Source organism: Streptomyces sp. NPDC085460 (assembly GCF_044541975.1).
Taxonomy (GTDB): domain Bacteria; phylum Actinomycetota; class Actinomycetes; order Streptomycetales; family Streptomycetaceae; genus Streptomyces.
Window position 1 is genome coordinate 660,823 of sequence record NZ_JBITTO010000002.1, and the last position, 15,905, is coordinate 676,727.

15 protein-coding genes are annotated in these 15,905 nt (G+C 73.0%); 8 read left to right on the forward strand and 7 right to left on the reverse strand.

Translation table 11 applies throughout. From position 1 onward, the window contains the following. Positions 1–146: 146 nt before the first annotated feature. Entirely contained in the window at positions 147–1,301 is a 1,155-nt protein-coding gene (locus tag ACIGHB_RS07265) for a hypothetical protein (RefSeq protein WP_399910255.1), read from the forward strand. Here ACIGHB_RS07265 and ACIGHB_RS07270 read toward each other — a convergent pair. Next, positions 1,273–1,674, reverse strand: coding sequence for a DUF192 domain-containing protein (locus ACIGHB_RS07270; RefSeq protein ID WP_399910258.1), 402 nt, complete (start codon positions 1,672–1,674; stop codon positions 1,273–1,275). The two genes, ACIGHB_RS07265 and ACIGHB_RS07270, sit on opposite strands and share 29 nt — an antisense overlap. A 42-nt stretch (positions 1,675–1,716) precedes the next feature. Between ACIGHB_RS07270 and ACIGHB_RS07275 the strand changes: the two genes are divergently transcribed. Next, entirely contained in the window at positions 1,717–2,454 is a 738-nt protein-coding gene (locus tag ACIGHB_RS07275) for a prepilin peptidase (RefSeq protein WP_399910261.1), read from the forward strand. A 372-nt stretch (positions 2,455–2,826) separates the two neighbouring features. On the opposite strand, the gene mgrA is transcribed toward ACIGHB_RS07275, so the two are convergent. After that, on the reverse strand, positions 2,827–3,864 hold the full coding sequence (gene mgrA, locus ACIGHB_RS07280; RefSeq protein WP_399910264.1) for an L-glyceraldehyde 3-phosphate reductase: 1,038 nt from the start codon (positions 3,862–3,864) through the stop codon (positions 2,827–2,829). A gap of 129 nt (positions 3,865–3,993) precedes the next feature. Here mgrA and ACIGHB_RS07285 point away from each other — a divergent pair, with 129 nt between their 5' ends. The 5 genes from ACIGHB_RS07285 (at position 3,994) to ACIGHB_RS07305 (ending at position 9,699) form a co-directional block, all read left to right on the forward strand. Next, positions 3,994–4,755, forward strand: coding sequence for an isoprenyl transferase (locus ACIGHB_RS07285; RefSeq protein WP_399910267.1), 762 nt, complete (start codon positions 3,994–3,996; stop codon positions 4,753–4,755). 308 nt (positions 4,756–5,063) lie between these two features. Then, complete coding sequence (locus ACIGHB_RS07290) at positions 5,064–6,389, forward strand: PhoH family protein (RefSeq protein ID WP_360318003.1); 1,326 nt, start codon at positions 5,064–5,066, stop codon at positions 6,387–6,389. Between the two features lie 382 nt (positions 6,390–6,771). Beyond that, positions 6,772–7,527: a transglycosylase SLT domain-containing protein gene (locus ACIGHB_RS07295; protein WP_360318006.1), complete on the forward strand. Its 756-nt coding sequence runs from the start codon at positions 6,772–6,774 to the stop codon at positions 7,525–7,527. A gap of 100 nt (positions 7,528–7,627) precedes the next feature. Beyond that, on the forward strand, positions 7,628–9,028 hold the full coding sequence (locus ACIGHB_RS07300) for an AI-2E family transporter (RefSeq protein ID WP_399910272.1): 1,401 nt from the start codon (positions 7,628–7,630) through the stop codon (positions 9,026–9,028). After that, positions 9,025–9,699 carry a hypothetical protein gene (locus ACIGHB_RS07305; protein ID WP_399910275.1) on the forward strand — a complete coding sequence of 225 codons (675 nt, stop codon included), beginning with the start codon at positions 9,025–9,027 and terminating at the stop codon, positions 9,697–9,699. The genes ACIGHB_RS07300 and ACIGHB_RS07305 overlap by 4 nt, the downstream gene beginning before the upstream one ends. A gap of 70 nt (positions 9,700–9,769) precedes the next feature. Here ACIGHB_RS07305 and ACIGHB_RS07310 read toward each other — a convergent pair whose 3' ends face one another. Both ACIGHB_RS07310 and ACIGHB_RS07315 read right to left on the reverse strand, forming a co-directional pair. Then, on the reverse strand, positions 9,770–10,303 hold the full coding sequence (locus ACIGHB_RS07310) for an alkyl hydroperoxide reductase (protein ID WP_399910278.1): 534 nt from the start codon (positions 10,301–10,303) through the stop codon (positions 9,770–9,772). A gap of 2 nt (positions 10,304–10,305) precedes the next feature. Next, positions 10,306–10,860, reverse strand: coding sequence for a peroxiredoxin (locus ACIGHB_RS07315; RefSeq protein WP_360318015.1), 555 nt, complete (start codon positions 10,858–10,860; stop codon positions 10,306–10,308). 133 nt (positions 10,861–10,993) lie between these two features. On the opposite strand from ACIGHB_RS07315, the gene ACIGHB_RS07320 reads away from it, so the two are divergent. Further along, the gene (locus ACIGHB_RS07320) at positions 10,994–11,965 is read left to right on the forward strand and encodes a LysR substrate-binding domain-containing protein (RefSeq protein ID WP_399910282.1); all 972 of its coding nucleotides are present in this window, start codon (positions 10,994–10,996) and stop codon (positions 11,963–11,965) included. Positions 11,966–12,012: 47 nt separating this feature from the next. On the opposite strand, the gene ACIGHB_RS07325 is transcribed toward ACIGHB_RS07320, so the two are convergent. Genes ACIGHB_RS07325 through ACIGHB_RS07335 form a run of 3 tightly spaced genes read right to left on the reverse strand, consistent with a single transcriptional unit; the run spans position 12,013 to position 15,565 of the window. Beyond that, positions 12,013–14,373 carry an ABC transporter permease gene (locus ACIGHB_RS07325; RefSeq protein ID WP_399910285.1) on the reverse strand — a complete coding sequence of 787 codons (2,361 nt, stop codon included), beginning with the start codon at positions 14,371–14,373 and terminating at the stop codon, positions 12,013–12,015. Next, positions 14,361–15,044, reverse strand: a complete 684-nt coding sequence (locus ACIGHB_RS07330) for an ABC transporter ATP-binding protein (RefSeq protein WP_399910288.1) — start codon at positions 15,042–15,044, stop codon at positions 14,361–14,363. The genes ACIGHB_RS07325 and ACIGHB_RS07330 overlap by 13 nt, the downstream gene beginning before the upstream one ends. Then, a complete protein-coding gene (locus tag ACIGHB_RS07335) occupies positions 15,041–15,565 on the reverse strand; it encodes a PadR family transcriptional regulator (RefSeq protein ID WP_360318025.1) in 525 nt (174 codons plus the stop codon). The genes ACIGHB_RS07330 and ACIGHB_RS07335 overlap by 4 nt, the downstream gene beginning before the upstream one ends. Positions 15,566–15,905: the final 340 nt, after the last annotated feature.

The window sequence follows — 15,905 nt, forward strand, 5'->3', positions numbered from 1 at the left end:
GGCCGGCAGGAACCCCGCGCCTCCGAACCCGCTCCGAGCCCGCCGCCGCGCACGCGCCGAGCAGGCCGAGCACGCGCCGAGCCCCCGCGCGCACGGGCCCGGCACCTCTCCCCAGGGCCCGCCGACCCCCTCGGGATAATCGACGCATGCCCAGGCCCGCCCCCGTACCCACCCCCACCCCTGCCCCCGCACCGGCACCCGCCCCCGCACCCACCTCCCCCTCCCCGCTCCTCCTCGCCCTCGGCGGCTACGCCGTCACCCGGCTGCTCGGGCTCGCCGCGCTCGCCGTGGCCGCCGCCGTGACCGGCAAGGACGGCTTCCACCGGCTGAGCGGGCGGTGGGACGCGGTCTGGTACGCGCGGATCGCCGAGCACGGGTACGGGTACCAGGTCACGCTGCCGAACGGGGACGTCCACTCCGACCTGGCGTTCTTCCCGCTCCTCCCCGCCCTCGAACGGATCCTCTCCGCGGTCCTTCCGCTCGACGCCCCCGGCGCCGGGCTTCTGGTGTCCTGGACCGCCTCGATCGCCGCGGCGTGGGGGATCTTCCGCTGCGGCGAGCACGTCGTCTCGGCGCGGGCCGGGGTCCTGCTGGCGGTGCTGTGGGGCGTGTACCCGACCGCGTTCGTGCAGTCGATGGCGTACACGGAGACGCTGTTCACCGCGCTCGCCGCCTGGTCGCTGTACGCGGTGCTGCGCGGCCGGTGGATCCTCGCCGGGCTGCTCTGCGCGCTCGCGGGGCTGACCCGGCCGACGGCCGCCGCGCTGATCGCGGCCCTCGCCGTCACCGCCGCCGTGGCCCTGGTCCGGGACCGGCGGCTGCCGTGGCGGACGGTCGCCGGGGTGCTGCTCGCGCCGCTGGGCTGGCTCGGGTACGTCGTGTACGTCGGCGTCCGCGAGTCCAGCGCCACCGCGTACTTCGACGTCCAGGCGGCCTGGGGCAACTCCATCGACGGCGGGGTCGCCCTCGCCCGCTTCATCGCCTCCCTGCCGTGGCCCGCCGCGCTCGGCCTGTGCGCCGCGCTCGCGCTCCTGGCGTGGCTGGTGGTGCTCTGCGCGCGGCAGCGGCAGCCGCTGCCGCTGCTCGTGTACACGGTCGGGGTGGTCGTGGTGTCGCTGGTGGGGGCCGCGTACTTCGGCTCCCGGCCGCGCCTGATGATGCCCGCCTTCGGGCTGCTGCTGCCGCCCGCCGCCGCGCTCGCCCGGCTCAGGGCCGGTACGGCGGGCACGGTCCTCGCCGTCCTCGCGGTGGCCTCCGCGGTCTACGGCGCCCTCACCCTGCTGGGCTCCGGTCCGCCCTGACCGCCCCGCCCCCGCCGGCCCCCGGCGTGACCGTCACCCGTACGCCCGGCCGCAGCCCCCACCCCGCCATCGCGCCCGCCTCGGCCTCCAGGACGTGGCGGGCACGGAGCCGGAGCGCCCCGAGCCGGCCGGGGGGCATGGTGACCACCGCGAGGACCCGCAGCTCCCGGTCCAGGTGGGCGACGTCGATCGGGAAGCGCATGCCGAAGGTGTGGACGCTGCTCGCCGGGGTGAGGAGCATCGCCCCCGCGATCCCGTCCCGCCCGAGCAGCCCGCGCCGCCGCGCCCGGAGGGAAGCCGCGATCTCCACCGGCACGACCGGGCCGCCCGGTACCGCCATCGTCCCCGCGCCGTCGCGCCAACTCCGCCCCATGCGCCCGACCTTAACGCCCGGGAAGGGCCTAAGGTCGGCCCCGTGTACGCCTCGCTGATCGCTCTCGCCGCCCTCTGGGGCGCCGCCGTCGGGCTGCTCGTGCCGCGGGCCGCGTACCGGCTGTCCGTGGAGCCCGAGGAGTCCTGGCGCGAGCTGTGCCCGGCGGGGCACCGGCTCGCCGGGCCCGCCCGCGGGTGGCTCGGCGGGCCGGGGCGGGACGCCTGCGCGACGACGCCGGCGCCGTACGCGGTGCCGGTGCTGACCGCGCTGGTCTGCGCGCTGCTCGCCGCCGCCACCGGCGGGCCCCGGCCGGAGCTCGCCGTCTGGCTGCTGGCCGCGCCGTTCGGGGTGCTGCTCGCCTGCGTCGACGTGCGGGTGCAGCGGCTGCCGGACGGGCTGACGCTGCCGCTCGCGCTCGCCGTGCCGCTGCTCCTGGGAGCCGCCGAGCTCGCCCCGTACGACGCCGGGTCCTGGTCCCTCGCCCTGCTCGGGGCGCTCGGGCTCGGCGGCGGCTATCTCGCGCTGCACCTGATCAGCCCGCACGGCCTCGGCTTCGGCGACGTGAAACTGGCGCTGCCGCTGGGCGCGGCCCTGGGCTGGTACGGCTGGGGCGTGCTCTTCACCGGCGCCTTCCTGGGCTTCCTGCTCGGCGCGGGGTACGGCTTCGGGCGCGTCCTGCTCGGCCGCGCGGCGCGCTCCTCGGCGATCCCCTTCGGCCCCTTCATGCTCTCCGGCGCCCTCCTGGGCCTCGCCCTCGGCGCCTTCACCGCCGCTCCCTGAGCCGCGGGGGCCGCGTCGCGCGGGTGGTTCCGCAGTGCCACCGGGCGGTCGCGGAGCGCCACTCCACCCGCGTCCACCAGCCCGGCGTCAACGCGGGGCGGGCGCGGCGCGTTCCCCCGTCGGAGGGACGGAACTCCGCCGCCACGCCAGGGCGCAAACCCGCCACAGAGGGCCGGAGCCCTTGTGCCGCCTGGGATCCGGGGAAATCCGTCGGCTTCGTTCGCCGCACGTGGCGCGCGGCCCGACTAATGAAGGGTTATGGTGGAACCCCCCCCTCGGGCCGGTCCGTATCCCCCCCACGGACCGGCCCGTTTTCTTTCCGGCACCCGGCACCCGGCACCCGGCACCCGGCCCCCGGTGGCCCGGTGGGGTTCAGCCCCGCCCGGCCCAGATGTTGGTGCCCGCGGTGTCGACGGCGAAGGAGTCGATCTCCTTCAGCTCCGCGTCCGTCAGCGGCGCGGAGGCCAGCGCGGCCACGTTCTCCTCCAGCTGCCCGACGCTCGACGCGCCGATCAGGGCCGAGGTCATGCGCGGGTCGCGCAGCACCCACGTCAGCGCCAGCTGGGCCAGCGACTGCCCGCGCCGCTCGGCGATCTCGGCGAGGCCGCGCAGCCGGCGCAGGACCTCGTCGGAGAGCAGGTTCGGGTCGAGGGACTTGCCCTGGGTGGCGCGCGAGCCGGCCGGGACGCCCTTCAGGTACTTGCCGGTGAGCAGGCCCTGGGCGAGCGGCACGAAGGAGATGCAGCCCATGCCGGCCGTCTCCAGGGTGTCGAGCAGCCGGTCCTCCTCGGTCCAGCGGTTGATCATCGAGTACGAGGGCTGGTGGATCAGGGCCGGGACGCCCATCTCCTTCAGCAGGCGGGCGGCCTCGGCGGTCTGCTCCGCGTTGTACGAGGAGACGCCGACGTACAGCGCCTTGCCCTGCCGGACCGCGGAGGCGAGCGCCCCCATGGTCTCCTCCAGCGGGGTCTCCGGGTCGAAGCGGTGCGAGTAGAAGATGTCGACGTAGTCGAGGCCCATCCGGCTCAGGGAGGCGTCGAGCGAGGACAGCAGGTACTTGCGGGAGCCCCACTCGCCGTACGGCCCCGGGTGCATCAGGTAGCCGGCCTTCGTCGAGACGATCAGCTCGTCGCGGTAGGGCGCGAAGTCCTGGGCGAAGATCTTGCCGAAGTTCAGCTCGGCGGAGCCGGGCGGCGGACCGTAGTTGTTCGCCAGGTCGAAATGGGTGACGCCGAGGTCGAAGGCGCGGCGCAGGATCGCCCGCTGCGAGTCGAGGGTGCGGTCGTCGCCGAAGTTGTGCCAGAGGCCCAGGGAGATGGCGGGGAGCTTCAGCCCGCTGAGGCCCGAGCGGCGGTACTCCATGGAGTCGTAGCGCTCCGCGGCGGCGCGGTAGAGGGGGGAATCAGTCACGTATCTCTGCTTATCACGGACTTGTGACACTCCCGTAGGGACTTGTGACACGCCCGGACTGGGACGCTTCATCCGACCGCAGTAGTGTGGCGGCTTGCGAACCGCCCGCCCATGGAGGGGTAAAGAACAGTGAACCTGCGCGACCTGGTGTACGGGCTCTACGCACGCCGGGTGGAAGGCCGTCTCGACCACGATCAGGTGCCCAAGCACATCGGGGTCATCCTCGACGGCAACCGGCGCTGGGCGAAGGCGTCCGGCGGCACGCCCGAGCAGGGGCACAAGGCCGGCGCGGACAAGATCCGGGAGCTGCTCGGCTGGTGCGCCGAGACGGACGTCGAGGTCGTCACGCTCTGGATGCTCTCCACGGACAACCTGAGCCGCCCCGAGGAGCAGCTGGTTCCGCTGCTCGGGATCATCGAGGGCGCGGTGAAGGCGCTCGCCTCGGACGGGCGCTGGCGGGTGCACCACGTGGGCACCATGGACCTGCTGCCCGCCCGGACCCAGACGGTCCTCAAGGAGGCCGAGGAGTCCACCCGGGGCAACGCCGGGATACTCGTCAACGTCGCCGTCGGCTACGGTGGCCGGCAGGAGATCGCGGACGCCGTCCGTTCGCTGCTCCTGGACCACGCCGAGCGGGGCACCAGCTTCGAGGAGCTGGCCGAGACCGTCTCCATCGACCTCATCTCGGAGCACCTGTACACGCGCGGGCAGCCCGATCCGGACCTGGTCATCCGTACCAGCGGCGAGCAGCGTCTGTCCGGTTTCATGCTGTGGCAGAGCGCGCACTCCGAGTACTACTTCTGCGAGGTCCACTGGCCGGCCTTCCGCAAGGTCGACTTCCTGCGGGCGCTGCGCGACTACGCCGCCCGGCACCGCCGCTACGGAGCCTGAGCCACCCTCCCCCTTTCCCCGCGTACGGGCCCCGGGGGCGTCACCGCGCGTTCACGCACACGCCGTCATATGCCCTGGCATGGCCGGGAGTGTTCGAGGGCATAACCCTGGTGAAGTGAGCGGCACGGAGACCGCCACCCGGGAGGCCCCTTGCACCAGGACGACCGTGCGGGACACGCACGGGAGAAGCGGAGGGCCGGAGTTCGGCCCGCGCTGGGCGGTCCGATCCCGGTCCCATCCCGCAGCGACAACGGTGATTCCGTCGCACCCCGGCCTTTTTCGGGTCTTCAGAGGGGGTCTGTCCTTCCGTGGTGACCAGCACGAAGCGCCGCCTTTCCGACCGGCGCACCTATGTTCTCGACACCAGCGTCCTGCTCGCCGACCCCAAGGCGATGTCCCGCTTCGAGGAGCACGAGGTCGTGCTCCCCATCGTGGTGGTGACCGAGCTGGAGGCGAAGAGGCATCACCCCGAACTCGGCTACTTCGCCCGCCAGGCGCTGCGCCTGCTGGACGACTTCCGGGTCAGGTACGGACGCCTGGACGCCCCGCTCCCCGTAGGGGACCTCGGCGGCACGCTGCGGGTCGAGCTCAACCACTCCGACCCCGGCATCCTCCCGGCCGGCTACCGGCTGGGCGACAACGATTCCCGGATCCTCGCGGTCGCGCGGAACCTCCAGGCGGAGGGGTACGACGTCACCGTCGTCTCCAAGGACCTGCCGCTGCGCATCAAGGCGTCCTCGGTGGGCCTGCTCGCCGAGGAGTACCGCGCGGAGCTCGCCATCACGGACACCAACGGGTGGACCGGCATGTCCGAGCTGAGCCTGTCGGCCGAGCAGATCGACCTCCTGTACGACCAGGAGCGGCTGTACGTGCCGGAAGCGTCCGAGCTGCCCGTGCACACGGGCCTGGTGCTCCAGTCGGAGCGCGGCAAGGCGCTCGGCCGGGTCGGCGCCGACGGGAACGTGCGGCTCGTCCGCGGCGACCGGGAGGCGTTCGGGATCCGGGGCCGCAGCGCCGAGCAGCGGATCGCGCTCGACCTGCTCCTCGACCCGGAGGTCGGGATCATCTCGATGGGCGGCCGGGCCGGCACCGGCAAGTCCGCGCTCGCGCTCTGCGCGGGCCTGGAGGCCGTCCTGGAGCGCCGGCAGCACCAGAAGGTGATGGTCTTCCGGCCGCTGTACGCGGTCGGCGGCCAGGACCTCGGCTATCTGCCGGGCAGCGAGTCGGAGAAGATGAGCCCCTGGGCCCAGGCGGTCTTCGACACGCTCTCGTCCGTCGCCGGCCGCGAGGTGATCGAGGAGGTGCTGTCCCGGGGGATGCTGGAGGTCCTGCCGCTCACCCACATCCGGGGCCGTTCGCTCCACGACGCCTTCGTCATCGTGGACGAGGCGCAGTCCCTGGAGCGGAACGTCCTGCTGACCGTTCTGTCCCGTATCGGGGCGAACTCGCGGGTGGTCCTCACCCACGACGTGGCGCAGCGGGACAACCTGCGGGTGGGGCGGTACGACGGAGTCGTCGCCGTGGTCGAGAAGCTGAAGGGGCATCCGCTCTTCGCGCACGTCACGCTGACCCGCTCGGAGCGGTCCCAGATCGCGGCCCTGGTCACCGAGATGCTGGAGGACGGACACCTGTAAGGAGCAGGCGTCCGATTCGTACCCTTTAGCTCCCGTACGGGAGTTGGTGCCGCCCGGCGAAGCGCAGGAGCTTAGCCGGGCGGCGCCCCCGTGTCCGCAACATCCGTCAAAACACCTGCGCCCGCCGGGGTGTGAGCTTTCACACGCAACACAGAATTGCCTTGCGGCGTCCGCGTCCGGCAGAGTCTTGCTTCCGTCAGGCCCCGCATACGGCACCCGTGCACCCTCGACCGTTCGAAGGCGCGCACCACAGCACCGCACAACTCCACAATCGACGCCGTATGCCGCCCACAGCACCACGGGCCCGTGTCTTCTGTGACCCGGTACGACGAAGACCAGCGCGAGGGGCACGATTTCGCCCGCGTGGTCACCGCTGCGGGGGATGCTGGAAGGAAACCGTGTGAGCCGGATCTCGGTCCGGGGATTCGCGGTGGCGTCTGCCACTGCGGTCACCACCGTCGGCGCCGTCGTCGGAGTTGCCACGGGCAACGCCGCCCAGGCCACCTCTGACGACAACTTCGAGGCCGCCGCGGCCGACAGCACGCTGCTCGCGGACATCCCCGCCGGCGCGCAGGCCCAGGTACAGGTCGCCTCCCTCGCGGAGCAGGCCGACGTCCAGGCCGCCGCCGCGGACGCCACCGCCCGCAAGGACGCCGAGGAGGCCGCCCGCTTCAAGGCCGCCAAGGACGCCGAGGCCAAGAAGAAGGCCGCGGACGAGAAGGCCGAGCAGGAGAAGAAGGAAGCCGAGGAGCGCGCGGAGCGCGAGGCCCGGGAGAAGGAGGCGGCCGAGCGCGCCAGCCGCGACAGCGTCCGCGACGCGTCGAGCTTCTCCGCCCAGGGCTCGTACTCCATCTCCGAGGTCAAGGCGATCGCCCGCCAGATGATCCCGGCCTCGCAGTTCCAGTGCTTCAGCAACATCGTGGACCACGAGTCCGGCTGGAACTACCGGGCGCAGAACCCGTCCTCCGGCGCCTACGGACTCGTCCAGGCGCTGCCGGGCACCAAGATGTCCTCGGCCGGCGCCGACTGGCAGACCAACCCCGCCACCCAGATCAAGTGGGGCCTCAGCTACATGGACGGCCGCTACGGCAGCCCCTGCGGCGCCTGGTCGTTCTGGCAGGCCAACCGCTGGTACTAGACCGGCGCGTGCTCAACCTCGGGAAGCCCCGCACCGTCCTACGGTGCGGGGCTTCCTGCGTGTAGGTTGCCAGGGACCGGACGGGGGGAAGAGGAACGAGATGTCGAGACTGCCAGGATGGCTGAGCCGGCTCGGCGAGGGCATCAGCCGCATCGGTACCGAGCTGGACGCCCGGCGCCACGAGGCCGACGGCGCCGAGGGGGCCGGACCGCGGGAGGAACGCCCGCCGGCGGCACCCGCCCCCGAGCGGGCCGCCGAGCCGGCCGGGGAGACCACCGTCACGGAGACCCACGCGGAAGAGCGTGCCGTCGTCCCCGCGCCCCCGGCCTACGCCCCCGCCGTCCCCGCCCGGCCCGACCCGGTCTCCGCCATCCCGTGGGGCCTGCGCGTCGCCGGCGAGGCCGGCTGGCGGCTGCTCGTCCTCGCCGGCACGGTCTGGGTCCTGATGCGGGTCATCAGCTCCGTCCAGCTCGTCGTCCTCGCCTTCGTCGCCGCGCTCCTCGTCACCGCGCTGCTCCAGCCGACCGTCGCCCGGCTGCGGACCATGGGCGTGCCGCGCGGGCTCGCCACCGCCATCACCGCCATCTCCGGCTTCGTCGTGATGGGCCTGGTCGGCTGGTTCGTGGTCTGGCAGGTGATGGACAACGTCGACACCCTCACCGACCGGGTCAGGGACGGCATCGAGGAGCTCAAGCGCTGGCTCCTGGACAGCCCCTTCCACGTGACCGAGCGCCAGATCAACGACATCGCCAAGAACCTCAGCGACACCATCGGTGCCAACGCCGAACAGATCACCTCCTTCGGCCTCCAGGGCGTGACCGTCGTCGTCGAGACCATGACCGGCATCCTGCTCGCCATGTTCTCCACCCTCTTCCTGCTCTACGACGGGAAGAAGGTCTGGGAGTGGACGCTCAAGCTCGTCCCGGCACAGGCCCGGCCCGGCGTCGCCGGCGCCGGACCGCGCGCCTGGCGCACCCTCACCGCCTATGTGCGCGGCACCGTCCTGGTCGCCCTCATCGACGCCGTCTTCATCGGCCTCGGGCTCTACTTCCTCGACGTGCCGATGGCGGTCCCGCTCGCCGTCTTCATCTTCCTCTTCGCCTTCATCCCGCTCGTCGGCGCCGTCATCTCCGGCGCCCTCGCGGTCCTGGTCGCCCTCGTCACCAACGGCGTGTTCACCGCGCTGATGGTGCTCGTGGTGGTCCTCGCCGTGCAGCAGATCGAGGGCCACGTCCTCCAGCCGTTCATCCTCGGCCGGGCCGTCCGCGTCCACCCGCTCGCGGTGGTCCTCGCGGTCGCCGCGGGCGGTCTGACCGCCGGCATCGGCGGCGCCGTCGTCGCCGTCCCGCTCGTCGCGGTCACCAACACCGTGGTCGGCTACCTGAAGGCGTGGAGCCAGGAACCGGCGCTGCTCACCTCCCCCGAGCCGCGCGGCGCGACCGCCTACGAGGTGGCGCCCACCCCGGCGCCCGGATCGCGGGAACGGAAGGGCAAGGCGTGATATCCGAACCCGAGCTGGTGGGCGGCGCCCCCTTCGAGACGGCCGAGGTGCTGACGGAGGACCGGGAGCCGCGCCCGCCGCGGGGTCGCGGGCCCTCCTGGGCGTGGGCGCTCGGCGGCGCGCTGGTCGCCTCCGCCCTGTGGGGCGCGGGGCTGTACGCGTACGGCCTCGGGCAGCGGGACGAGGGGGTGGACCTGGGCGGGTACAAGCCGGTCGAGGAGCTGTGCGAGAAGGCCGAGCTGAAGGGCCTCGCCATGGTCCTCGGCGAGCGGGCGATGTCGGGCCCCGGCCCGTTCCTCGACGAGCCCGCCCTGAGCGAGAGCTCCTGCCACGTCAACTTCGGCGAGGGCGAGCGCGAGCAGAGCGCCAGCGTCACGTACACCCTGCACAAGGAGACCGACCCCGGCGTCGAGTTCGCCGCGCACGCGAAGTACCGCGAGCTCATCCTGCCGGTCGCCGGCGTCGGCGAGCAGGCGTTCTTCGGCGACCGCGGCGAGGACGGCGGCTCGCTGTGGGTGCTCGACGGGCAGGCGGTCGTGCAGATCGAGGTCCACCGCAACTACTACGCGGACGAGAACGGCGAGCCCCTCGACGGCGCCCCCGACCTCTCCGGCATCGACGTCCCCCTGACCCAGGACGTCCTCGCGCTGCTCGCGGAGCTCAAGAAGTAGCGGGAGCACGGAGAAGGGCCCCGGAGCGGTGATCCGCTCCGGGGCCCTTCCCTTCGTACGCCTCCGCCGGCTACTCGGCGAGGACGGCCTCCGCGTCCAGGGTGACGGCGACCGCCTGGATCACCGCGGCGATCTTGAACGCCTCCTGGATCGTCTCGCGGTCGACGCCGGCCTTGCGCAGGACCTGCTCGTGCGAGTCCAGGCACTGGCCGCAGCCGTTGATCGCGGAGACGGCGAGCGACCAGAGCTCGAAGTCGACCTTCTCGACGCCCGGGTTGCCGATGACGTTCATCCGCAGACCGGCCCGCATCGTCCCGTACTCGGGGTCCGACAGCAGGTGCCGGGTCCGGTAGAAGACGTTGTTCATCGCCATGATCGCGGCGGCGGACTTGGCGGCCTGGTACGCCTCGGGCTTCAGGTTCGCCTGCGCCTCGGGCTCCAGCTCCCTCAGCACCTTCGGCGAGCGCGAGGCGATCGCGCAGGCCAGCACGGTGCCCCACAGCTGCTGCTGCGGGAGCTCGCTGTTGCCGATGACCGAGCCGAGGTTCAGTTTCAGGTCCTTGGCGAAGTCCGGTACGGCGGACTTGAGCTCATCGAGGGCCATGCTCACTCACCGGCCAGGAGCTTGCCGGCGTCCAGGGTGTCCTCGCCCTTGTTCCAGTTGCACGGGCAGAGCTCGTCGGTCTGCAGGGCGTCGAGGACCCGCAGGACCTCCTTGGGGTTACGGCCCACGGAACCGGCGGTCACCATGGTGAACTGGATCTCGTTGTTCGGGTCCACGATGAAGACGGCACGCTGGGCGAAGCCGTCCTCGCCGCGCACGCCGCAGTCGCTCATGAGCTCGTGCTTCGAGTCGGCGAGCATCGGGAAGGGCAGGTCACGCAGGTCGGCGTGGTCCTTGCGCCAGGCGTGGTGGACGAACTCGGAGTCACCGGAGACGCCGAGGATCTGGGCGTCGCGGTCGGCGAACTCGTCGTTCAGCTTGCCGAAGGCGGCGATCTCGGTCGGGCAGACGAAGGTGAAGTCCTTCGGCCAGAAGAACACCACGCGCCACTTGCCCTCGTAGGACTTGTGGTCGATCTGCGCGAACTCCTTGCCGCTCTCCAGCGACACGCAGGCGGTCAGGTCGTAGGTGGGGAACTGGTCACCGACAGTGAGCACGCGCTCTCCTTGCAGTCTGGAAGGGACCCTTTTGGGGGCTTCCATGAGGGGTTGGACGGATCACAGCATGGCACGCAGTGCATTGATCAGTGAAATAGCTAGAGTGGGTCGTGTTGATCGAAGGTGGTTATCAGTGGCATCCCCGTACGTCCCCCAGCACTCCTCCCAGCGGGCCAAACAGCCCAGCCTCTCCCAGCTCAGGGCCTTCGCGGCGGTCGCCGAGCACCTGCACTTCCGGGACGCGGCGGCCGCCATCGGCATGAGCCAGCCCGCGCTCTCGGGCGCGGTTTCGGCACTCGAAGAGGCACTCGGTGTCCAGCTCCTGGAGCGGACCACCCGCAAGGTGCTCCTCTCGCCCGCCGGCGAACGGCTCGCGGCCCGCGCCCGCGCGGTCCTCGACGCCGTCGCCGCGCTGATGGAGGAGGCCGAGGGCGCCCGCGCCCCCTTCACGGGGGTCCTCCGGCTCGGCGTCATCCCGACCGTCGCCCCCTATCTGCTGCCGGCCGTGCTGCGCCTGACCCACCGCCGCTACCCGGAGCTCGACCTCCAGGTGCACGAGGAGCAGACGTCCTCCCTCCTGGAGGGCCTCGCCGCGGGCCGCCTCGACCTGCTGCTCCTGGCCGTGCCGCTGGGGGCGCCCGGCGTCACCGAGCTCCCGCTCTTCGACGAGGACTTCGTGCTGGTCACCTCGGAGGGGCACCCGCTCGCCGGGCGGGAGGACATCCCCCGCGAGACCCTCAAGGAGCTCCGGCTGCTCCTGCTCGACGAGGGGCACTGCCTGCGCGACCAGGCCCTCGACGTCTGCCGGGAGGCCGGCCGCGAGGACGGCGCCGAGGTCACCACCACCGCCGCGGGTCTCTCGACCCTGGTCCAGCTGGTCGCCGGCGGCCTCGGGGTGACCCTGCTGCCCCGCACCGCCGTCACCGTCGAGACCGCCCGCAACCCCGCCCTGTGCACGGGCCTCTTCGCCGCCCCCGCGCCCACCCGCCGGGTGGCCCTCGCGATGCGGTCCGGGGCCGCCCGGCAGGACGAGTTCGAGGAGCTCGCCGGGGCGCTGCGCGAAGAGCTGGAGTCGCTTCCGGTGCGGGTGCTCGCCGGGACCTGACCCCCGGGGCCGCCCGCGCCCTCCGTCTCGTACATCCGCCCGGCGGGTTATTCGGTGCGCAGCCCGTCCGCGCGCATCAGCCGCCAGAGCAGCGGCAGGCTGAGCAGGGTCACCGCGGCGATCAGGGCCGCGCCGACGCCGACGACCGGCAGGAAGACCCACCAGTCCCGCACCGGCTGGTCCGTCATCGCCAGCAGGACCGAGCCGAGACCCAGGCCGCCCGCCACCGCGAGGGCCAGGCCGACGGCGATCGGCACCGCCGTCTGCCACAGCACCGACCAGCTCAGGGTGGTGCGGCGGGTGCCGAAGGCGACCAGGGCGGACAGCAGCCGCTTGCGGTCGCGCAGCTGCTCCAGGGTCGCCACCAGCAGCGAGGCCGCCACCAGCAGCATGGTGAGCGTCGAGCCGACGAGGATGCCGGTGCGGACGCTGACGAAGCGGGAGCTCTGCTCGGTGTCGCTCAGCCCGCGGACGGTGGCGGTCGGGTCGATCGCCAGGGCCGCGTTCCGTACCAGCTCCGGGGCGTCGGGGACGGCCGGGTCGAACCGGACCATCACCTCGGCCTGCGGGTCGTCGAGGCGGGCCGCGTCGATCGCCCCCGGGGTGGTGAGCAGACCGTAGAAGTGCATGCCGGCCGGGTCGCGGCGGGCGGCCACGGTCGGGGCGTCGGCGGGGACCCGCCACAGCGGCACGGTGCCCTTGTGCTCGCCGGGGTCGCGGAGCGCCACCTGCGCGCCGGCGCGGGCGGTCTTCCGGATCCAGTCGGCGTCGGGGGCGTCGGTGGCGCCCTTCGGCGGCATCACCACGAACGCGTCGCCGTCCTCGCAGGAGGGCAGCGTGGCGAACTCGCGCAGCGAGGCGCAGTCGCCGACGGCGAGCGGGGTGATCGGCGCGAAGTCCTCGCCGGGCTTCAGCGGGCCGGGCCGGAAGACGTGCGAGGTGGTCGTGCCGATCGTGCCGGTGACGCCGTCGACGGCGGCGAGCCGGTCGATGGTCCGCCGCGCCTCGTCGCCGGTCCGGGCGTCCAGCGTGGTCTCCAGCTGGGCGCGGGTGGTGTCGTGGCCGGTGGAGGAGGTGAAATCGTGCTCCATCGCCTGGAAGAGCATCTGGAGGGCGATCGCCCCGGCCGCCGCCACGACGATTCCGCTGACCGCGCGGGCGGCGGTGCCGCTGGAGAGCTGGAGCCGCCGGACGGCGAGCTGCCAGGACACCGGCCCGCCGCTCATCCGCTTCACCGCCGCCTCGACGAGCCACGGCAGCACACCGGTGAGGCCGATGAGCACGAGGACGGTACCGCCGCCGATGGTGACGGTGTCGATGGCCGTGTCGTCCATCCGGATGCCGCCGATCGTCGGGGCGAGCAGCGCGGCCCCGGCGGCGAGGATCAGCAGCCGCCACCAGAGCCGGCGGCGGCGCGGGGTGGCCGTGCGCACCACGCCCAGCGGTTCGATCGCCACCCCGCGCAGGGCGGCGAGGGTGACCACGACGGAGGCCACCGGCACCACGGCGAGGACCAGCAGGGCGAGCGCCGTGTGCGGGACCACGTCGGACGGGAAGGCGTTGACGTCCCAGATCTCGAAGGCGCCGGCGAACTGCCGGGCGACCAGGAAGAGTCCGGCGCCGACGACCAGTCCGAGCAGCGCCCCGGCCAGCGATTCGCCGGCCGCGATCCGCCGCGTGGTGGCGTTGTCCGCGCCGACGAGCCGGAGCGCGGCGAGCCGGCGGTCGCGCTGCTCGCCGCCGAAGCGGGCCGCGGTCGCGATGAAGACCAGGACCGGCAGCAGCAGCACCACGTACGCGATGACGACGAGGAGCAGCAGGAAGGCGTTCATCGGCTCCTCGGGCACCGACCAGCCGTAGCGCTCGGCGCGCCCGTCGTAGTTCTCGGTGGTGAGGAAGCCGGCGTGGGCGACGTACCGCAGTTCGTTCGGGCCGATGAGCCCGGCCTCGCCGATCGTGCCCACGGCCTTGTAGGGGAGCCGTTCCCTGAGGAGGGCGCCGTCGGGGGAGCCGAGCAGCTCGGCGAGGGCGGGGGAGACCAGCATCTCGCCCTCGGCGGGCACGCCCGCGGTGCCGGGCGGCACCGGGGCCTTCGGGCCCTCCGGATTCAGCAGCAGCCCGGTGAGGCCGGCGCTCCGGAAGGAGCTGTGCTGGGTGTAGTGGAGGAACGTGTCCGGGCGGGGGCTGGTGACCTCGTGGGACGCGTCGGGGGCGCGGGCCGCCTCCCGCACCTCGCGCTGGAAGAGCATGCTCGGCAGCGAGGAGGCGAGCAGGAGCAGGGCGACGCCGAGGCCGACGCCGGCCGCGGTGAGCAGCGTACGGAGCAGTCCGGAGCGGCCGCCGGTGACGGCGAAGCGGGCGCCGAGGGTCAGGTCGCGGGCCCAGCCGGCCGGGCTCACGCGGCCCACTCCGTGTCCCGGACCGAGCCGTCGCGGACGACGACCTCGCGGTCGGACCAGGCGGCGACGCGGGCCTCGTGGGTGACGAGGACGACGGCGGCGCCAGTGTCCCGGGACGCTTCGGTGAGCAGCCGCATGACCCGCTCGCCGTTGAGGGAGTCCAGGGCGCCGGTCGGTTCGTCGGCGAAGATCACGCGCGGGGCGGTGACGAGGGCGCGGGCGACGGCGACCCGCTGGCCCTGGCCTCCGGATATCTCGCCGGGGCGCTTGCCCGCGGTGTCGTCGACCTCCAGGCGGGCGAGCCATTCGACGGCCCCCGCCTCGGCGGCCTTCCGCTTCTCGCCGTTCAGCCGGAGCGGCAGCGCCACGTTCTCCGCGCAGGTCAGCTCGGGGACGAGCTGGCCGAACTGGAAGACGAAGCCGAAGTCGGTACGGCGCAGGGCGCTGCGCGCGCTGTCGGAGAGGGCGGTGAGGTCGCGCCCGTCGTAGGTGAGGGTGCCCGCGTCGGGGCGGACGATGCCGGCGAGGCAGTGCAGCAGGGTGGACTTGCCGGAGCCGGAGGGGCCCATGACGGCGACGACCTCCCCGGCACGCAGGGCGAAGTCCGCCCCGGAGAGCGCCGGGGTGGGGCCGTACGCCTTGGAGAGCCCGGTGGCGCGCAGGAGCGGGGAGCCGGTCATCGGCGGACCTCCTCGGCGAGCCGGTCGAGGCGGGCGGCGGTCAGCTCCAGCCAGCGCAGGTCCGCCTCCAGGTGGAAGAGGGCGTGGTCGCAGATGAGCTGGTCGGCGAGGTCGCCGTCCCTCTTGCGGCGGGTGAGCTCGCGCATCAGGCGCAGGTGCTCGGCCCGCTGGGTGTCGAGCAGTTCGGCGGCCCCGCGGCCGGTCAGCAGGGCGAGGACGACCTTGGTGTAGAGCGTGGACTGGAGGTACGGCTCCGGCTTCTCGGGGGTCGCGAGCCACTCGGCGACGTCGGTGATGCCGGCGTCGGTGATCGCGTACCGCTTGCGCTCGGGGCCGCCGCCGGGTTCGACGCCGTCGACGACGACGAGGCCGTTCTTCAGGAGGCGGGACATCGTCGAGTAGACCTGGCCGTAGTGGAGCGGCCGGTCGTGGCCGAACCGCTCGTCGAAGGCGCGCTTGAGGTCGTAGCCGTGGCGCGGGCCCGTTTCGAGGAGTCCGAGAAGGGTGTGACCGATGGACATGGCGTCACTGTACACGGCGTGTATACGCACGTTGTATAGCCGGGTGGGGTGGGGGTGGAGGCCGGGCGGGGTGGAGGCGGAGGCCGCGTGGGGTGAGGGCGGCGGGGGGCGTGCGGCGAGGACGGCGAGGGGCGCGCGGCGGAGGCGGCGGGGGGCGCGGGGCGAAGGCGGCGGGGGGCGCGTACGAAAACGGAACCGATCCTTCACGCAACCATCACCTCCTCCCGGGCGTCGGTTCCCCTGGGGGTGGGTGCTGATTCTCACGTCCTGAAAAGGCGTGATCGGTTGCCCTATGTCCGCACTGTCGGTGTTAGCTTGCTGAGCTGATCCGGCGGCGCGC

Bases quoted from the DNA above. Each gene is read 5' to 3' on its own strand.
- ACIGHB_RS07265 (WP_399910255.1), top strand. From the start codon at position 147: ATGCCCAGGCCCGCCCCCGTACCCACCCCCACCCCTGCCCCCGCACCG.
- ACIGHB_RS07295 (WP_360318006.1), top strand. From the start codon at position 6,772: ATGCTGGAAGGAAACCGTGTGAGCCGGATCTCGGTCCGGGGATTCGCG.
- ACIGHB_RS07270 (WP_399910258.1), bottom strand. From the start codon at position 1,674: ATGGGGCGGAGTTGGCGCGACGGCGCGGGGACGATGGCGGTACCGGGC.
- ACIGHB_RS07335 (WP_360318025.1), bottom strand. From the start codon at position 15,565: ATGTCCATCGGTCACACCCTTCTCGGACTCCTCGAAACGGGCCCGCGC.
- ACIGHB_RS07300 (WP_399910272.1), top strand. From the start codon at position 7,628: ATGTCGAGACTGCCAGGATGGCTGAGCCGGCTCGGCGAGGGCATCAGC.
- ACIGHB_RS07310 (WP_399910278.1), bottom strand. From the start codon at position 10,303: ATGGCCCTCGATGAGCTCAAGTCCGCCGTACCGGACTTCGCCAAGGAC.
- ACIGHB_RS07330 (WP_399910288.1), bottom strand. From the start codon at position 15,044: ATGACCGGCTCCCCGCTCCTGCGCGCCACCGGGCTCTCCAAGGCGTAC.